Source organism: uncultured Sulfitobacter sp. (genome assembly GCF_947497275.1).
Taxonomy (GTDB): Bacteria; Pseudomonadota; Alphaproteobacteria; order Rhodobacterales; family Rhodobacteraceae; genus Sulfitobacter.
In genome coordinates this window covers 37,366-53,009 of sequence record NZ_CANMFS010000005.1, presented here as the reverse complement: position 1 = coordinate 53,009, position 15,644 = coordinate 37,366, and the positions used below count along the sequence as shown (strand labels likewise).

General features: G+C 62.4%; 19 protein-coding genes. 12 read left to right on the top strand and 7 right to left on the bottom strand.

Annotation, left to right across the window (positions count from 1 at the left end; all coding sequences use genetic code 11):
* From Q1A06_RS11750 to Q1A06_RS11735, 4 genes are all read right to left on the bottom strand, one after another.
* Positions 1 to 1,458, bottom strand: coding sequence for an HlyD family efflux transporter periplasmic adaptor subunit (locus Q1A06_RS11750; protein WP_299563490.1), 1,458 nt, complete (start codon positions 1,456 to 1,458; stop codon positions 1 to 3).
* A 126-nt stretch (positions 1,459 to 1,584) separates the two neighbouring features.
* Positions 1,585 to 2,127, bottom strand: a complete 543-nt coding sequence (moaB, locus tag Q1A06_RS11745; protein ID WP_299563487.1) for a molybdenum cofactor biosynthesis protein B — start codon at positions 2,125 to 2,127, stop codon at positions 1,585 to 1,587.
* Positions 2,128 to 2,131: 4 nt separating this feature from the next.
* Positions 2,132 to 2,737 (bottom strand): LysE family translocator, encoded by a 606-nt coding sequence (locus Q1A06_RS11740; RefSeq protein WP_299563484.1) that lies wholly within the window; start codon positions 2,735 to 2,737, stop codon positions 2,132 to 2,134.
* The gene (locus Q1A06_RS11735) at positions 2,734 to 3,510 is read right to left on the bottom strand and encodes a uracil-DNA glycosylase (RefSeq protein WP_299563481.1); all 777 of its coding nucleotides are present in this window, start codon (positions 3,508 to 3,510) and stop codon (positions 2,734 to 2,736) included. The genes Q1A06_RS11740 and Q1A06_RS11735 overlap by 4 nt, the downstream gene beginning before the upstream one ends.
* A 119-nt stretch (positions 3,511 to 3,629) precedes the next feature.
* On the opposite strand from Q1A06_RS11735, the gene Q1A06_RS11730 reads away from it, so the two are divergent.
* From Q1A06_RS11730 to Q1A06_RS11690, 9 genes are all read left to right on the top strand, one after another.
* Entirely contained in the window at positions 3,630 to 4,577 is a 948-nt protein-coding gene (locus Q1A06_RS11730; protein WP_299563478.1) for an aspartate carbamoyltransferase catalytic subunit, read from the top strand.
* The gene (locus Q1A06_RS11725; RefSeq protein WP_299563475.1) at positions 4,574 to 4,963 is read left to right on the top strand and encodes a hypothetical protein; all 390 of its coding nucleotides are present in this window, start codon (positions 4,574 to 4,576) and stop codon (positions 4,961 to 4,963) included. Before Q1A06_RS11730 ends, Q1A06_RS11725 begins: the two co-directional genes overlap by 4 nt.
* A gap of 35 nt (positions 4,964 to 4,998) precedes the next feature.
* Complete coding sequence (locus Q1A06_RS11720; protein WP_299563472.1) at positions 4,999 to 5,532, top strand: hypothetical protein; 534 nt, start codon at positions 4,999 to 5,001, stop codon at positions 5,530 to 5,532.
* Positions 5,533 to 5,629: 97 nt separating this feature from the next.
* On the top strand, positions 5,630 to 6,061 hold the full coding sequence (locus Q1A06_RS11715; protein ID WP_299563469.1) for a hypothetical protein: 432 nt from the start codon (positions 5,630 to 5,632) through the stop codon (positions 6,059 to 6,061).
* Between the two features lie 25 nt (positions 6,062 to 6,086).
* Entirely contained in the window at positions 6,087 to 7,361 is a 1,275-nt protein-coding gene (gene pyrC / locus Q1A06_RS11710; RefSeq protein ID WP_299563466.1) for a dihydroorotase, read from the top strand.
* Positions 7,362 to 7,376: 15 nt separating this feature from the next.
* Positions 7,377 to 7,985 (top strand): glycerol-3-phosphate 1-O-acyltransferase PlsY, encoded by a 609-nt coding sequence (gene plsY / locus Q1A06_RS11705; RefSeq protein ID WP_299563463.1) that lies wholly within the window; start codon positions 7,377 to 7,379, stop codon positions 7,983 to 7,985.
* Entirely contained in the window at positions 7,982 to 8,266 is a 285-nt protein-coding gene (locus tag Q1A06_RS11700) for a hypothetical protein (protein WP_299563460.1), read from the top strand. The genes plsY and Q1A06_RS11700 overlap by 4 nt, the downstream gene beginning before the upstream one ends.
* Positions 8,263 to 8,928, top strand: coding sequence for a hypothetical protein (locus Q1A06_RS11695; protein ID WP_299563457.1), 666 nt, complete (start codon positions 8,263 to 8,265; stop codon positions 8,926 to 8,928). The genes Q1A06_RS11700 and Q1A06_RS11695 overlap by 4 nt, the downstream gene beginning before the upstream one ends.
* A gap of 135 nt (positions 8,929 to 9,063) precedes the next feature.
* Positions 9,064 to 9,642 (top strand): DUF805 domain-containing protein, encoded by a 579-nt coding sequence (locus Q1A06_RS11690; protein WP_299563454.1) that lies wholly within the window; start codon positions 9,064 to 9,066, stop codon positions 9,640 to 9,642.
* Positions 9,643 to 9,650: 8 nt separating this feature from the next.
* Here Q1A06_RS11690 and Q1A06_RS11685 read toward each other — a convergent pair whose 3' ends face one another.
* The 3 genes from Q1A06_RS11685 to Q1A06_RS11675 form a co-directional block, all read right to left on the bottom strand.
* Complete coding sequence (locus Q1A06_RS11685) at positions 9,651 to 11,021, bottom strand: glutamate--cysteine ligase (protein ID WP_299563451.1); 1,371 nt, start codon at positions 11,019 to 11,021, stop codon at positions 9,651 to 9,653.
* 64 nt (positions 11,022 to 11,085) lie between these two features.
* Positions 11,086 to 11,613, bottom strand: coding sequence for a hypothetical protein (locus tag Q1A06_RS11680; protein ID WP_299563448.1), 528 nt, complete (start codon positions 11,611 to 11,613; stop codon positions 11,086 to 11,088).
* Positions 11,614 to 11,624: 11 nt separating this feature from the next.
* Entirely contained in the window at positions 11,625 to 12,347 is a 723-nt protein-coding gene (locus tag Q1A06_RS11675) for a 16S rRNA (uracil(1498)-N(3))-methyltransferase (RefSeq protein WP_299563445.1), read from the bottom strand.
* A gap of 12 nt (positions 12,348 to 12,359) precedes the next feature.
* On the opposite strand from Q1A06_RS11675, the gene ubiA reads away from it, so the two are divergent.
* From ubiA to Q1A06_RS11660, 3 genes are all read left to right on the top strand, one after another.
* Positions 12,360 to 13,334: a 4-hydroxybenzoate octaprenyltransferase gene (ubiA, locus tag Q1A06_RS11670; protein ID WP_299563443.1), complete on the top strand. Its 975-nt coding sequence runs from the start codon at positions 12,360 to 12,362 to the stop codon at positions 13,332 to 13,334.
* 62 nt (positions 13,335 to 13,396) lie between these two features.
* The gene (locus Q1A06_RS11665) at positions 13,397 to 15,295 is read left to right on the top strand and encodes an OmpA family protein (RefSeq protein ID WP_299563440.1); all 1,899 of its coding nucleotides are present in this window, start codon (positions 13,397 to 13,399) and stop codon (positions 15,293 to 15,295) included.
* On the top strand, positions 15,292 to 15,618 hold the full coding sequence (locus Q1A06_RS11660) for a hypothetical protein (protein WP_299563437.1): 327 nt from the start codon (positions 15,292 to 15,294) through the stop codon (positions 15,616 to 15,618). Before Q1A06_RS11665 ends, Q1A06_RS11660 begins: the two co-directional genes overlap by 4 nt.
* Positions 15,619 to 15,644 lie beyond the last annotated feature (26 nt).

Below are 15,644 nucleotides of genomic sequence, written 5' to 3'. Positions count from 1 at the left end.
CTACCCGCCCATCCTGCTTTCGATGCGCTCCACCATCTTCACGGGAACCATCTGTTCGGCCAGCCGGGCAAGAACGCGTGCCTTGGCCTCCTGTGGCATCGTCTGGTTGCCTTTCACGAAGGCCATCAGTCTTGCCCGGCGGGCCTCCGTCAATTCCAGCATGTGCGGCTCGGGCTTTGCCGCTGCGTCCTCGTCCCGGCGCAGTGGCTTTACCGCGATACCGGCCCCCAAAAGCGGTGACCGGGCTTCGACGACGTCGCGCCCCACGATGTCACCCCGTACGAGCACGTCATCCCCCTGACGGCGCACCACCGTGACCTGCGCTTCTTCAAGCCGGTTTTCCGTACCCAACAGCAGCACAAGGCCCTCGGCATCCACCGCCGACGCCGGCAGGCGGATCACATTTTCCAGCGGTGGTTCCTGTACCCGCACGGTCACGAAATCGCCCGGCCTGAACCCCGGCGACGGCCCAAGCGAGGCAAAGACCAGACGCCCGGTCTGTCCTTCGCCGGCGGCTGCGGATGTGCGCGTCACACGGCCCATCGCGGTCAGATCCACGCCCGCCACTTCTAGCGTCACCACCACATCCGCCCGCCGGATTTCCCCGTGCGCATCCAGCAACCGTGCGTATTGCGCCGTGGAAAGCCGGAAGGAAACTTCGAGATCGTCAGAATCGATGAGATCCGCAAGACGTTCGTTTGCGCTGACGAGACGGCCTTCAACGACTGTCGGATCGCTGAGCGTACCATCGAACGGAGCGATCAGCACCGTGTCGTCAAGTCTCCGCTGCGCCTCGTCCAACGCAAGACCCGCTCGGGCGGCGCTGGTCGCGGCCTGATCGATGCGCGCTTCGCCCTGCGTTACGATCTGCCGGCGGGCCAGAACGGCCTGTTGCGCCGCCGAAGCGGCAAGTTCCGCCGTCTCCGTCGCCGTGGTCGTGCCCACGCCGCGATCCGCCAGGTCGATCTGACGGCGGTAGGCCCGTTCGCGCAGCTCGGCCTGTTGCTGAGCCGCAGTCAGCTCGTCGCGCGCCAGATCCAGCGCCCGCACCGCATCGCGCTGTTCGGCCTGCGCATCGGCCAAATCGCTTTGCGCACGGGCAACTGCGGATTGTGCATCAGCCGGGTCAATCCGCACAAGAACATCGCCTTGCGCCACAACCCCGCCATCCTCGAAACCCGGGGCAAGAGCCACAACGCGTCCGCCACCGGCTGCGCGCAACTCCAGCATCCGACGGCTTGCGATCTCTCCGAAACTCTCCAGAACGGGAGTCGCGCGCGACATTCGCGCTTCCGTTACGTTGACCGTAAAAACCCGCTCCCGTGCCGGTGGCGGTTCGGGCGCGTCGGCCATGCGCGTCTGCAAGGCGCTGCCGATCATCTGCACCGACCATACCAGCAAGCCAAGCGTTGCCGCCGCAAGGAATAGGCCGATCATACTTTGCCTAAGAAAACGCATGCTTATCCATTCATTGCCGATTTCTCCAACAAGATAGCACACATCGTGTGCGTGCCAGTCTAGTCGCGCACGCAGCGTTGTGCCATCATTCTGAAATTTACAAAGAGCGAAATGGTCGCAGCACCATCATTTCCGGCGTTGATGCTCGTCGAGACGCGGCAAGATTTCGACAAAATTGCAGGGACGGTGTCGATAATCGAGCTGCTTTTGCAGAATCTCGTCCCACGCGTCCTTGCAGGCACCGGGACTGCCCGGCAGTGCGAACAGATAGGTGCCGTTGGCCACGCCACCTGTCGCGCGGGATTGAACGGCGCTGGTGCCGATCTTCTGCATCGACACCATCGTGAACACCGTGCCAAACGCCTCGATTTCCTTCTCGTAGACGTCGCGGTGCGCCTCGACGGTGACATCGCGGCCCGTCAGCCCGGTGCCGCCGGTTGACAGGATCACGTCGATCTGGGGATCCGCGCACCAGGCGCGCAACTGCTCGGCGATCTCGTCGCGCTCGTCGCGGATAATCTTGCGGTCTGCCAGAACATGCCCCGCATCGGCAATCCGACCGGTCAGCACGTCTCCCGACCGATCCTGCGCCAGATCCCGTGTGTCCGAAACCGTCAGCACGGCGATGCGCACGGCGATGAATTCCTTGCTGTCGTCGATCCGGCTCATGTGTCTACTCCATTACAGCCATGCGCGCGGCGAGCGCCATGTAGATACTGCCGGTGAAATAGCCCAGCGCCTTGCTGCTCTGGATCAATGTCCGGCCTAAAGTGCCAGCATAGGCCCCAACCAGCCCGTTGACCACAAATCCACCCAGTGCGATCATCGCACCAAACGCGAGAAACTGCAAAAACACCGGACCGGCCTCCGGCACGACAAACTGTGGGATAAAGGCCAAGACGAACCAGATCACCTTGAGATTGCTAAGATTCGTAAACAGCCCTGCGCGGAACGCGCGCGCTGTGCTCATGCCCTTTGCATCCGTCCTGAGCGCACCGCCCCGCACAGCCTGCACTGCGAGATACACCAGATAGGCGACCCCGATCCAGCGGATCACCGTGAACGCCTGCGGCACTGCGGCGACCACTGCGCCCAGACCCAGTCCCGCCACCGTCACATGCACCAGCGCGCCCGCGCTGACCCCCGCACTTGCCGACCACGCGGCCATCCGGCCTGACCGCATGCCCTGCGCAAGACACAGCATCATATCCGGGCCCGGTGTCACGTTCAGCGCCAGCGCAGCGGGCACGAAGGCCAGCAGGATCACCGTATCAATCATCCGCTTACCGCCGCCTTCACCATCAACAGGTCGGCCCAAGCGTCTCTTTTCGCCTCAGGCGTGCGCAGCAGATACGCTGGATGGCACATCGGCAGCGCCGGCCTGTCCGCCGCTTGCGTCCACGCCCCGCGCAAGCGCGTGATCCCGCGCTTGCCCAAAAGAGCGGCGCAAGCCCAGTTGCCCATGATCACCAGCACCTTGGGATCGGCCAGTTCGATATGGCGCAGCAAGAACGGCTTCATCATGGCGATTTCTTCGGGTTTCGGGTCGCGGTTCTGGGGCGGTCGCCAGGGGAGCGTATTGGTAATGTAGATCGGCGCGTCTGCCTGCGTTCGCCCCATGCCGATCGCACTGAACATCTTGTCAAGAAGTTGTCCCGCTGCGCCAACAAACGGCAGGCCCAGCCTGTCCTCTTCGCGCCCCGGTGCCTCGCCCACGATCATCACGGGCGCGCCTGCGATACCGTCCGAGAACACCATATTGCGCGCCCCGCGCTTGAGATCGCACAGATCGAACGCTTCCATCGCAGCGCGCAACTCTTCCAGCGTAGTGGCCGCCTGTGCCGCGGGCGCAGCTTCGGCCACTGGATCCCGCTGCTCTTCCGCCACGGGGCCACGGGTCAGGTGGGGCTTGGCCTCCGCGCGCTGCGGCTTGGCCAGTTTATCCGGCAGCTCATAACGGTTGACCGGGACATCGCCGATGCACTCATCGACACCCAATTCGATCTGCCAGTCCAGCAGCGCCTTCGCCGTGTGAAAATCCACTGATTCCATTTCTTCAACCTACGCCGCCCACGCGCCGACCGAAATGGCCGATCACACGATATCCTGCCGCTTCTTGCCGCCCTCTGCATGGCCCCCTATAACAGCCCCGAACAGAGCAAGGTCCCGATATGAGTTTCGCCCATCGCCACCTGCTTGGCATCGAGCCGCTGCATCCGACAGAGATCACGGCGCTGCTCGATCTGGCAGACACCTATGCGGACCTCAACCGCCAGCAGCACAAACACGGTGATGCGCTTGCGGGGCTTACCCAGATCAACATGTTCTTTGAAAACTCCACCCGCACGCAGGCGAGTTTCGAGATCGCGGGCAAACGGCTTGGCGCGGATGTGATGAACATGGCGATGCAGGCGTCCTCGATCAAGAAGGGCGAGACCTTGATCGACACCGCGATGACCCTCAATGCCATGCACCCTGATCTGCTGGTTGTACGGCATCCGCAGTCTGGCGCTGTCGATCTGTTGGCCCAGAAGGTCAATTGCGCCGTGCTGAACGCCGGCGACGGGCGGCATGAGCATCCGACACAGGCGTTGCTCGACGCGCTGACGATCCGGCGCGCGAAGGGCCGGCTACACCGGCTGTCCATCGCCATTTGCGGCGATATCGCCCACAGCCGCGTGGCACGATCCAATATCATCCTGCTCGGCAAGATGGAAAACCGCATCCGCCTTATCGGGCCGCCCACCCTGATGCCCGCGCAGATCGCAGAATTCGGGGTCGAAGTATTCGACGATATGCATGAGGGGCTCAAGGATGCGGACGTCGTGATGATGCTTCGCTTGCAAAAAGAACGCATGGATGGCGGGTTTATCCCCAGCGAACGCGAGTATTACCATCGGTATGGCCTGGATGCGGAAAAGTTATCCCACGCCCGGCCCGATGCGATCGTGATGCACCCCGGCCCCATGAACCGCGGTGTCGAAATCGACGGTACGCTTGCCGACGATATCAACCGCAGTGTTATTCAGGATCAGGTCGAGATGGGGGTCGCCGTGCGCATGGCCGCGATGGATCTTCTGGCTCGCAATCTGTCCAAGAGCCGTGCGGAGGTACCATGACCGCATCAGCTTTCTGGGACAGCACACTGGAACCGAATGGAAAACTGCGTTTGGCCGGTCGATCCACGCCAAGTCTGCGCCGCCGCAATTGGCAGCTTTACGGTCTCACCGCCTTGGCTGTGGGCATCCTCGTCACACACCGCCCCTCGCGCAAGATGTGGCTGCTGGCGGCCTGCGGTATTCTGGTATTGATCCCTATCCGCGCAATTCGCGCGCTGTTCCTTCGCGTCGACATTGATCAGACCCGCGTCAAGGCCTACCTCGCCTCCATCATGACGACGCCGGTTGTGCATTTCCTGCGCGGCGTCGGTAACAAAACGCTCGGTTTCGATTTTTTTGAGACAGCGCCGAGCCTGCTAAAGACTATACGAAAGATACCTGCATGACCCACGCACGCCCCAACCCGCGAGGATGAACTGACATGGCCCCTATAGAGATTGCGCAGTCCGAAAGCGGTGTTATCCGCGTTTTCTCGGTTTCCCGACCGATGTCCGAAATGGCACGTGACCTGAAACAGCAGACCAAGGCGCAGGTCGCGCGCGGACTGCTCGACCATCCTGTCAGCGACGATGATTTCGAACTGTTCGCGCTGTCCGATCTGGCAGGTGTTGGCCTGCCCAGCTACCTTGCCGAAGGCTATGCGCTTGATCCGCAGGTCATACATTCCGACAAGCGGCGGCTGGAGGCGTTGGACGGCTACGTCCTGGTGCTGTTCTCCGGTGTGGCCAGCGAACAGTCGGTAAGTCTGACACCCGGACGTGATCTGACGCTTATCGGCACCTACGCCGAACCGCGCACCAGCCACGCCGCCGCGCCGATCCCGTCGGATTCGGCCAAACCATACACCGGTGTCGCCAAGCCCCCCGAAACGCCAAAGCGCGGCCGCGGCGGCAGCGCAATGGTTGCGATCACGGTAGTTGTCGCTCTTCTGCTGCTGTGGTGGATATTCGCATGAAGGAACCCAAACCCGATCCCAAGATGTCCGGTCGCATCGCAACGATTGCCCTGATTGTCGCTTTCGCGGTGGCAGCGGGTATGGTGTGGATGGCCGGATGACACCCTGCAGGGCTACATGGGCACCTGCGCTGCCGGTATATCTGCGCCGCACTGCTCTGGTCGGGGCGATCACTCTGGTCCTGACCGCGCTGGCGGGCTGGATCATCGGTGCGACCACCGGCTTCTGGCAGGCCCTGTATACGGCACCCGTGCTGGCGTTGGCCTATAATACCCTGTTCGAGGATCCGCTAAAGTGGCGACGGGTGCGGCAAGAGCGCTGGACGCTCGAAGAGTCCGCACTGATCTGCCACGGTACCGAAGGCGACAGCATCCTTCCGCTTTCGGATATTCTCGATGTGCGTGCGCGATTGGGATGGACCGTCGTGATTTATCTTACAGGGGGACAGCGTGTGCGCATTGCCTATGTCGAACGCCCGCGCGAAATCGCACAGCAGATCCTGGCAGCGCGGCAGCGGATACTTGCATGAACCGGCAATCGCGGAAAGAAACGCTATGACACTTCACTTTATCAACGCCGAGCTGATCGACCCCGAAGCGGGGACGGTGTTCACCGGATCGGTCAGCGTAGAGGACGGCCGCATTGCGGCGGTCATCGCGGGCGGCATCGACAATCCCGAAGGCGAGGTGATTGATTGCAAGGGCCGACTCCTTGCCCCCGGCATCGTCGATCTGGGTGTGAAGGTTTGCGAGCCGGGCGAGCGCCACAAGGAGAGCTACCGCTCCGCCGGGCTGGCGGCGGCGGCAGGCGGGGTCACTACGATGATCACCCGCCCCGACACGACCCCGGCGATCGACAATCCCGAAACGCTCGAATTTGTTACCCGTCGCGCCAATGAAGCGTCTCCGGTCAATGTCCTGCCGATGGCTGCGCTGACGAAGGGGCGTGCAGGCCGCGAAATGACAGAGATCGGATTTCTCATGGACGCGGGCGCGGTAGCTTTTACAGATTGCGACCACGTCGTCAGCGATACCAAGGTATTCTCCCGCGCACTGACTTACGCGCGCGGTCTGGGTGCGCTGGTCATCGCGCACCCGCAAGAGCCGATCCTGAGCAAGGGGGCCGCTGTCACATCTGGCAAGTTCGCGTCCCTGAGGGGCCTTCCGGGCGTGTCGGTCATGGCCGAACGCATGGGTCTGGACCGCGATATGGCTCTGGTCGAGATGACCGGTGCGCGCTATCACGCCGACCAGATCACCACCGCCCGCGCGCTGCCGCCGCTGGCCCGTGCAAAGCGCAACGGACTGGACGTGACGGCGGGTATCGGGATCCACCATCTGACGCTGAACGCGCTGGACGTGGCCGACTACCGCACGTTCTTCAAACTCAAGCCACCGCTGCGCGATGAAGACGACAGGCTGGCCGTGGTCGAGGCCCTGGCGTCCGGCCTGATCGACATTGTTTGCTCGATGCACACGCCGCAAGATGAGGAAAGCAAGCGCCTGCCCTTCGAGGAGGCCGCCTCAGGTGCCGTCGGACTGGAGACGCTGCTGCCCGCCGCGCTGCGCCTGTGGCATGCCGAGATGATCACCCTGCCTCAGCTCTGGCGCGCGATGTCGCTCAACCCCGCCTCACGGCTTGGCCTGCCGTCCGGGCGGCTGAGTTCCGGGGCGCCCGCCGATCTGGTGCTGTTCGATGCGCATGCTCCTTTCGTGATGGACCGTGCAGCACTGCGGTCGAAATCGCGTAATACCCCGTTTGACGGCATGCGCCTGCAAGGTAAGGTGCGCGCAACCTATGTCGCGGGCAACTGCGTCTTTGAAAGCTGAAACGAGGATCTCGCCATGCCTGCGTTCGAAACCGCCGCACCCCTGCTGATCCTCTGGGTCGTGATCGGCTATCTCATCGGATCAATCCCCTTTGGCGTCTTGATCGCGCGGATGATGGGTCTGGGTAATCTGCGCGACATCGGGTCCGGCAACATCGGGGCGACGAATGTCCTGCGTACAGGCTCCAAACCCGCCGCCGCCGCAACGCTGGTGCTGGATGCGGCGAAAGGGGCGGTTGCCTTGCTGCTCGCGCGCGCGCTGACGGGAGAGGACGCAGCCCAGATCGCGGCAGTGGCGGCGATGATGGGGCACTGCTACCCGATCTGGCTGAAATTCCGAGGCGGCAAAGGTGTGGCGACGTTTCTTGGCATCCTGCTGGCCTTTGCCTGGCCGGTGGGGCTGGCCAGCTGCGCGGTCTGGCTGGTCGCCGCATTCGCCAGCCGGATGTCCTCCCTCGGCGGGTTGGTATCGGCGGCCGCCTCGACATTCCTGATGGTGTTCATGGGCTACGGTTACGGGCTGGTGATGGGCGCGATACTGACGCTCATCGTGTTCTGGCGTCACCGCACCAATATCGCGCGGGTCAAAGCGGGAACCGAACCGAAAATCGGACAGAAGCAGTGAGCGTTCCGGCCCCCAAAGGATTTTCCCGCGCACTCGCCGGGATCCCCGAAGGCACCTCGACCGGTGAGGCGTGCGGCAAGCGGTACGCCGCCACGCGAACCGTTTTCAACGCGGGCCGCTCAACAAAGCTGGTCGCCGAAGCACTGGACCGTTCGGACTACATCAGCCTCAACTACTACGATCTCGCGGCGGGCGCACGATTGGCCCCCTGCGAGATGCCCGCTCCAAAGGTCATCGCCTTTGTCGAAGCCTACCGGGCAGATCGAGCGGTACAATCATGAAGATTACAACTGCCGTCTTTGCGGTACTGGCGCTGGCAACGCCGGTCGCGGCGCAGAACTTTGATGTCGTGCTGGGGGGCAAGACACTGGGGTGGATGGCAATCGACACCCGCGGAGCCGGGCAGTTGCGTACCACCCTCGACAATACGCCACTGGGCGTTTTTAACGGGACATTCGAGGGAACGCGCCGCACCTCCGGGGCGGGGACCACCACGTTTACCGGGATCAGCAGATCATCCCGTAAATCCAGAGCGGTGAGCGTGAATTTCTCGGAAGGACGGGCGACCGGCGTGGACGTGGAACCCGCGAGCGAGCGGACCGCCCTTTCGGACATTGCACAGGTGCCGGCAGCTGTGACCGATCCCATCACCGCCTTGGGCGCATTGGTCCACGCAAACGGCTGCCCGCCTACGCAACGCATCTATGAAGGGCGTCGCGTGATCGCGCTGATCCCTGAACCGGCGGAGCGGAACGGAGTGCTGCTTGTGTGTCCGGTGTCCTACCGGGTTATCGCGGGGCCTGGGCATTTGTCACCGCTGCGGATCTCGTCCGCGCGCATGCGCCTGACCTATGCAGTGTCGGGGTCGCGCCAGACTTTGCAACAGATACACCTCTCCTCGGGGATCTTCAGCGTGTCGATCAACCGGTCGAACGGCAGCTAGCAGCGGCGGACGCCTGCACCAAGCGCCGGTGCAGGATTTCCCTGTTCCAACCCATCACGTTTTTACCTTACTTTCCCCCTTTTAGCGCCTTGCTGCGATTCAAATGGTATTGGACACCATTTCAGGAAAGCAGCCATGACCGGACCCTTCACCGCCCTTACCCAGGCCTTTGCCTTGATCTTCAATGTTTCGGGTCGCGCCACGCGCGCTGAGTTCTGGTGGGTGTTTCTGGCGTTCTCACTTTTCGGCATCGCCGCTGTTGCGGCCGATGTCATTTCGATAATATCGCTAGTCCGGACATCCGGCGAGCCGGCTTTGGCAACGCTCAATCCGTTGACCTTCTATTCGACTGCCGTCGCGGCGATCACGCTCGTCCCCTTTACCACGCTTGGCATCCGCCGTTTGCACGACGCAGGCTTTTCCGGATTCTGGGGACTGGTCGGTTTGGTACCCGGCCTCGGCGGCTTGGTCTTGCTGGTGATGTACGCTCTGCCGACGCAGAACCGCACGACCATCTACGGCACGCCAAAGGTGGCATCGACAGACGCTGCGGGCAAACCCGTCGCCGTCGATGCCCAGAAGCGGGCCATGCAGGGCTACGCGGTGCTGTTCGAGAAAGACCGCCCCGTCACGCCGGAGATGGCGAATGCACGCAAGGCCGAGATTTCGGAGTACTACCGAAGTCGCGTCCTCAAACCTACCGCCTCAGTCTAGGCGTTCGGCTAGTAGGAAAATGCATCGTAGATCTGGCTCAGATCCCCGTTCCATGGCCCATGATAGCAGTCCAGCAATTCATCAGCGGGCACCTTGCCCGTCTCGACGCTTTCTTTCAGCGCATTGAGGAAATGTGTCTCGTCCGGCACCAAACCACCTGCACCGCTGCGCGCGCGGGCTTTCAGACCGGCCTCTGACAGCACAAGCACTTCGCGGGCCAGCGCGTGCATATCCACGCCGTTCACCTTGGCCTGCAGACCGTCGACAGAGGCTGCGACACGCAGGCCTTCGCGCGTTTCGGCATCCCAGCCTTTGACCAGATCCCAGGCACCGTCCAGCGCCGTCTGATCGTACATCAGACCGACCCAGAACGCGGGCAGCGCACACAGGCGCCGCCACGGCCCGCCGTCGGCACCGCGCATTTCGATGAACTTCTTCATGCGCGCTTCGGGGAAGGCGGTTGTCAGGTGATCCGCCCAATCGCTCAGCGTCGGCACCTCGCCCGGCAATGCGGGCAGCTTGCCGTCCATGAAGTCGCGGAACGACATCCCGAGGGCGTCGATGTATTTACCGTCGCGATAGACAAAATACATCGGCACATCGAGCGCATATTGCACCCAGCGCTCGAAGCCGAAACCACTGTCGAAGACGAAGGGAATCATGCCCGTGCGGGCGTCGTCCAGATCGCGCCACACGCGGCTGCGCCAGCTCTTATGGCCGTTCGGCTTGCCCTCGAAAAAAGGTGAGTTGGCAAACAGCGCCGTCGCCAGCGGCTGCAAGGCCACGGCCACGCGCATCTTTTGAACCATATCCGCTTCAGAGCCGAAATCGAGGTTCACCTGAACCGTACAGGTCCGCCGCATCATGACGCGGCCCATCGTGCCGACCTTCGTCATGTAGTCGTTCATCAGCTTGTAGCGGCCCTTGGGCATCAGATCCATCTGCTCGTGGGTCCACTCGGGCGCGGCACCCAGACCGATGAAGCCGACGCCGATCTCGTCGGCCACATCCTTGACCTCGCGCAGGTGCGCGTTCACCTCGTCGCAAGTTTCGTGAATCGTCTCTACCGGTGCGCCCGACAGCTCAAGCTGTCCGCCCGGTTCCAGCGAGACATTGGCCCCGTTCTTTTCCAGTCCGATCAACTTACCGCCCTCTTCGACGGGTGCCCAGTCATGGCGGTCCCGCAGCCCTTCGAGCATCACCCGGATCGAGCGTTCGCCCTCATACGGCAGCGGCAAATGCTTGTCCTTGCAGTAGCCGAATTTCTCGTGTTCGGTGCCGATGCGCCATTGATCCTTGGGCTTGCAGCCGTCTGCAAGATACTGGGCCAACTGGTCATGATGCTCGATCGGCCCGCCGCCGGACTGTGGAATGGACATATGGGCGCTCCCGCTTGGCCGTGTGATCTGTTGATCCGCAACCTTGCGGAGTTTCGGTGCCCCGTCAATGCAGCAGCGCGTGGGCCGGGCGCAAGGGGGTGCGCTCCCATATCACGACGGTTTGTGGTTTGCCGGACCGCAGTTCCGCCAGCATCCGCTCGGTTCTGATGCCCGGCAGGGAAACGAACGCGTCAAACAGAGCCTCTGATCCGGCGGCGTTCACGGGAATTGCCAATCCGTCACGTCCCTTGCTTTCCAGAAACCAGTGCGGAGGCGTCGCCGTAGCGTCAAGACTGAGCCGTTCCAGATCGGCCAAAGCGATAACCCCGCCCGTCAACGGCCCGAAATAGGCGATCTGCCCCCCTTCGACCTGAATCGCGCCGGGCCCGTCCGCATCACCTCGAAACCGGCCTCTTTGCACCCCGATCAGAGCCAGCGCGATTCCACCCAGCATCAACGCCGCGCCGGGAATTGCCAAAAGTTGCCCCGGCCCCCAGGTCCACCACAGACCTAAGACAAAGATCGCGGCCGCGACAAGAACCTCACGCCAGCGCCAGAGGGCGGTTTTTGCTTCAGGGCGAAAGAATGTCATCACGCGTCCTTTCAATCCCAGTCGCCAAAGTGCTGTTGCCACAGTGTCATCGCCGCGACGGCGGCCGTATCAGCGCGCAGGATACGCGGCCCCAAGCGAACCGCAACGGCGGCGTCAGACGCCGTGAGACGGGCGCGTTCGCGCGGTGAATACCCGCCCTCGGGTCCGATGAAGATCGCCCACGGGCCTGTTTCTCCGCCCAACCACGCTGCATCTCCACCGGCCAGCGCCTCGTCGCAGAACATGATCCGGCGCGCAGAATCCCAATCGTCCAAGAGGCGGTCGAACCGCTCCATGTCCGCGACATCGGGCACGTAGGTACCGCCGCACTGCTCCGCCGCCTCGACCGCATGGGCCTGCAACCGATCACGCTGGATCCGGCCCGCGTTGGTAAATTCGGTCTGAACCGGCACAATGCGCGCGGCCCCCATCTCGGCGGCTTTCTCGACGATGAAATCGGTACGCGCCTTCTTGATCGGGGCGAAACACAGCCACAGGTCCGGCGGCATCTGCAAGGGGCGTGTTCGCTCGACGCAGATCAGGACGCCGCCGCGCTTACCCGCCTGCGCCACCTGCGCGCGCCATTCGCCGTCGCGCCCGTTGAACAGAAGCACCTGTGCGCCGACAGGTTGACGCATCACGCCGAAAAGGTAATGCGCTTGCGCTCGGTCCAAAGGAACCGTTTGCTCCTCCCCCAAAGGGTGCTCTACATACAATCTGATTTTTGCGTCCATGGGGTTGGATATATGCAAGACGATGCGCCTGCGCCAGATGAAGACACAAAAGGTGTCGTTTCCGATGCCTATGCCCGCAACTGGGTCGACCGCTATGCCCCGGCGCCGACACGACCCTACCTGCGCCTGTCGCGCGCCGACCGCCCTATCGGCACCTGGCTTTTACTGCTGCCATGTTGGTGGGGGTTAAGCCTTGCGATGCTTTACGATGGGAAGGCATCATGGCACGACCTGTGGATTTTCGCCGGCTGTGGCATCGGCGCCTTTCTGATGCGTGGGGCGGGTTGTACGTGGAACGACATCACCGACCGCAACATCGACGCGCAAGTCGCGCGGACACGCTCGCGGCCCATCCCGTCGGGACAGGTCAGCGTGTCGGGTGCCGCAATCTGGATGGTGGTGCAGGCGCTCGTGTCCTTTGTGATCCTGCTGACATTCAACGCCGCTGCCATCCGTCTGGGCGTGCTGGCCCTGGTGCCTGTCGCCATCTATCCCTTTGCAAAGCGGTTCACATGGTGGCCACAGGTCTTTCTGGGCCTCGCCTTCAACTGGGGCGCGTTGCTGGCATGGACCGCGCATACGGGGCGGTTGGACGCACCTGCGGTCGTGCTTTATCTCGCCGGGATCGCATGGACGCTGTTCTATGACACCATCTATGCCCACCAGGACACCGAGGACGACGCGCTGATCGGCGTGAAATCCACTGCGCGGCTGTTCGGCGACGCTTCCTCGCAATGGTTGCGGCGCTTCCTGATGGCAACCGTGGGTCTGATGGGAATCGCCGTGATCTATGCGGCCTTGCCGCAGGCCTCTATCCTCGCGCTCGTCGTTGCGATAGCGGGGCCATGGGCAATGGGATGGCATATGGCATGGCAGTTGCGTGGCCTCGACATTCACAATTCAGCCAAAATGTTACGATTGTTTCGCGCAAACCGCGATACCGGCATGATCCCGCTGCTGTTTTTCGCCGTCGCGTTGCTCGTGTGATTGCACACACGCACCCGGCATCGTATCAGAAAGCCTAAATAATAATCGCCGCGAAAGAACGCATGCGCCTGTCCTCATTACTCACCATCTTTCTGGCCTTCGCTGCTGCGGCAGTTGTATCATTGGTCGCCGCCAACTTTTCGGTGCGCTTGATAGAGGAAACCTCGGAGATTGGCGTGCGCGACGCGCTGGATGACAAGGGAATGACCTGGGCCGAAGTCGAAGCGGACGGGCTGAAAGTGTCTCTTTCGGGCACCGCACCCACCGAAGCCGTGCGTTTTGCGGCCCTATCCACGGCCGGCAGTATCGTAGATGCGGCACGCGTCATCGACGAAATGTCGGTCGCGGCGCAGGAAGCCATCGCACCACCGAAGTTCTCCGTCGAAATTCTGCGCAATGACAGCGGCCTGTCCGTGATCGGCCTGATCCCTGCAGCGACCGACCGCGATTATGTCGTGAGTCGCTTCAACAGCCTTTCCGGCAGCGCCGGTGTGACGGATCTCTTGGAAACCGCCGACTATCCGGCCCCCGACGGATGGGACAGGGCGCTTGATTTCGCGCTGAGCGCGATGAGCAAACTGCCCCGCGCCAAAGTTTCGGTCGAGGCAAAGCGAATCTCCATTACCGCGATCACGGACAGTGGCGCGGCAAAAAACAAGCTGGAACAGGATCTGCGGCGTGCGGTCCCCTCAGGGATCAGCCTCACACTTGATATTTCAGCACCGCGCCCGGTTATTACACCCTTCACCACCCGGTTCGAAATCACCGAGGACGGCGCGCGTTTCGATGCCTGTTCCGCCGACACCGATGCCGCAGCTGAGCGGATCCTGGCCACGGCCACTGCCGCCGGTGCGGTCAATCCGCGCTGTACCGTTGGACTTGGCGTGCCGAGCCCGAAGTGGTCGGAAGCCGTCACCGCGTCCATCAACGCACTGGTTAAACTGGGTGCCGGATCCGTGACGATTGCGGATGCCGACATCAGCCTGACCGCGAGCGAAAGCACGTCGCAGTCCGATTTCGACACAGTTATTGGCGAATTGGAAAGTGCCCTGCCCGAGGTATTTGCCTTGCAGGCGAAGCTGCCGCAGGCACAGGATCCGAACGCCGGACCACAGGAATTTACCGCCACGCTCAGCCCGGAAGGTCAGGTACAACTGCGTGGGCGCGTCAGTGACGAGGCGCTGCGTGAATTGTCGACGAGCTATGCCAAAGCGCGCTTTGGATCAGACAGGGTCTATACCGCTACGCGGGTTGTCGACGGGCTGCCCGCGGACTGGACGACGCGTGTACTGGCCGGGATCGAGGCGTTGGGCATGTTGAGCAATGGCGCGCTGACCGTGGCACCCGACGCACTCAGTCTGAGCGGCGACACCGGCAGTCCCGACGCATCCACGCGGATTACGTCCCTGCTGGCGGGAAAACTGGGCGAAGGGGCGCAATTCGATGTCGAAGTGACCTATCTGGAAAAACTTGATCCTGTTCTGGGCCTGCCCACACCGGACGAATGCGAGGCAGAGATCGCCGCCGTTGCCACTGCGGGAAAAATCGTATTCGAACCCGGATCGGCAACCATCGACGCCTCCGCGCTCGGGACGATGGACGACATCGCCGCGATCATCAAACGATGCGGTGAACTGCAGTTGGAAATACAGGGCTACACCGACAGTCAGGGCCGCGAAGAGATGAACCTCGCCCTGAGCCAGAGCCGTGCCGAATCGGTCCTGAACGAATTGCGCGCACGCCGTGTTCTGACCGGCTCGTTCAAGGCCGTCGGGTATGGTGAGGACAACCCGATCGCGGACAACAAGACCGAAGAGGGCCGCGAAGCGAACCGGCGGATCGAGTTCCGCCTGATCCGCCCCGAAACAGTGGACGATCCGGACCAAACAACGCTGGAAAGCGTCGGCGAAGAAAGCGATACTCCGGCGACGGATACGACCGAAGAAAGCCCCGCAGAATGAGCCGTTTTGAATTTGTACTCGCCACCGCGATTGTTCTGTTCGTCGCGTTTTGCATGGGCTGGTTCGCGAACTGGCTTTTGCACCGGTTCACCCGTGTGGCCGCCAACGACGTCGCCGAACTGGACCGGATGAGCCAGGAGCTGCACGAGGCCGAAGAAACCCGAGATCAGGCAATCACCTATCTTCAGCAGCGCGAAGCGGAGCTGACCAACCAGCTATCACAGACCGAAGCAGAATTGCGCGCCGCGATGGAAGGCCTGCGCGACGCGCGGCACGAGGCCGAAGAAATGCGCGCCTACATCGAAAGCCAGCGCGCCGGCTGAACGCGAAAAACCCGCGCGGCGATGAT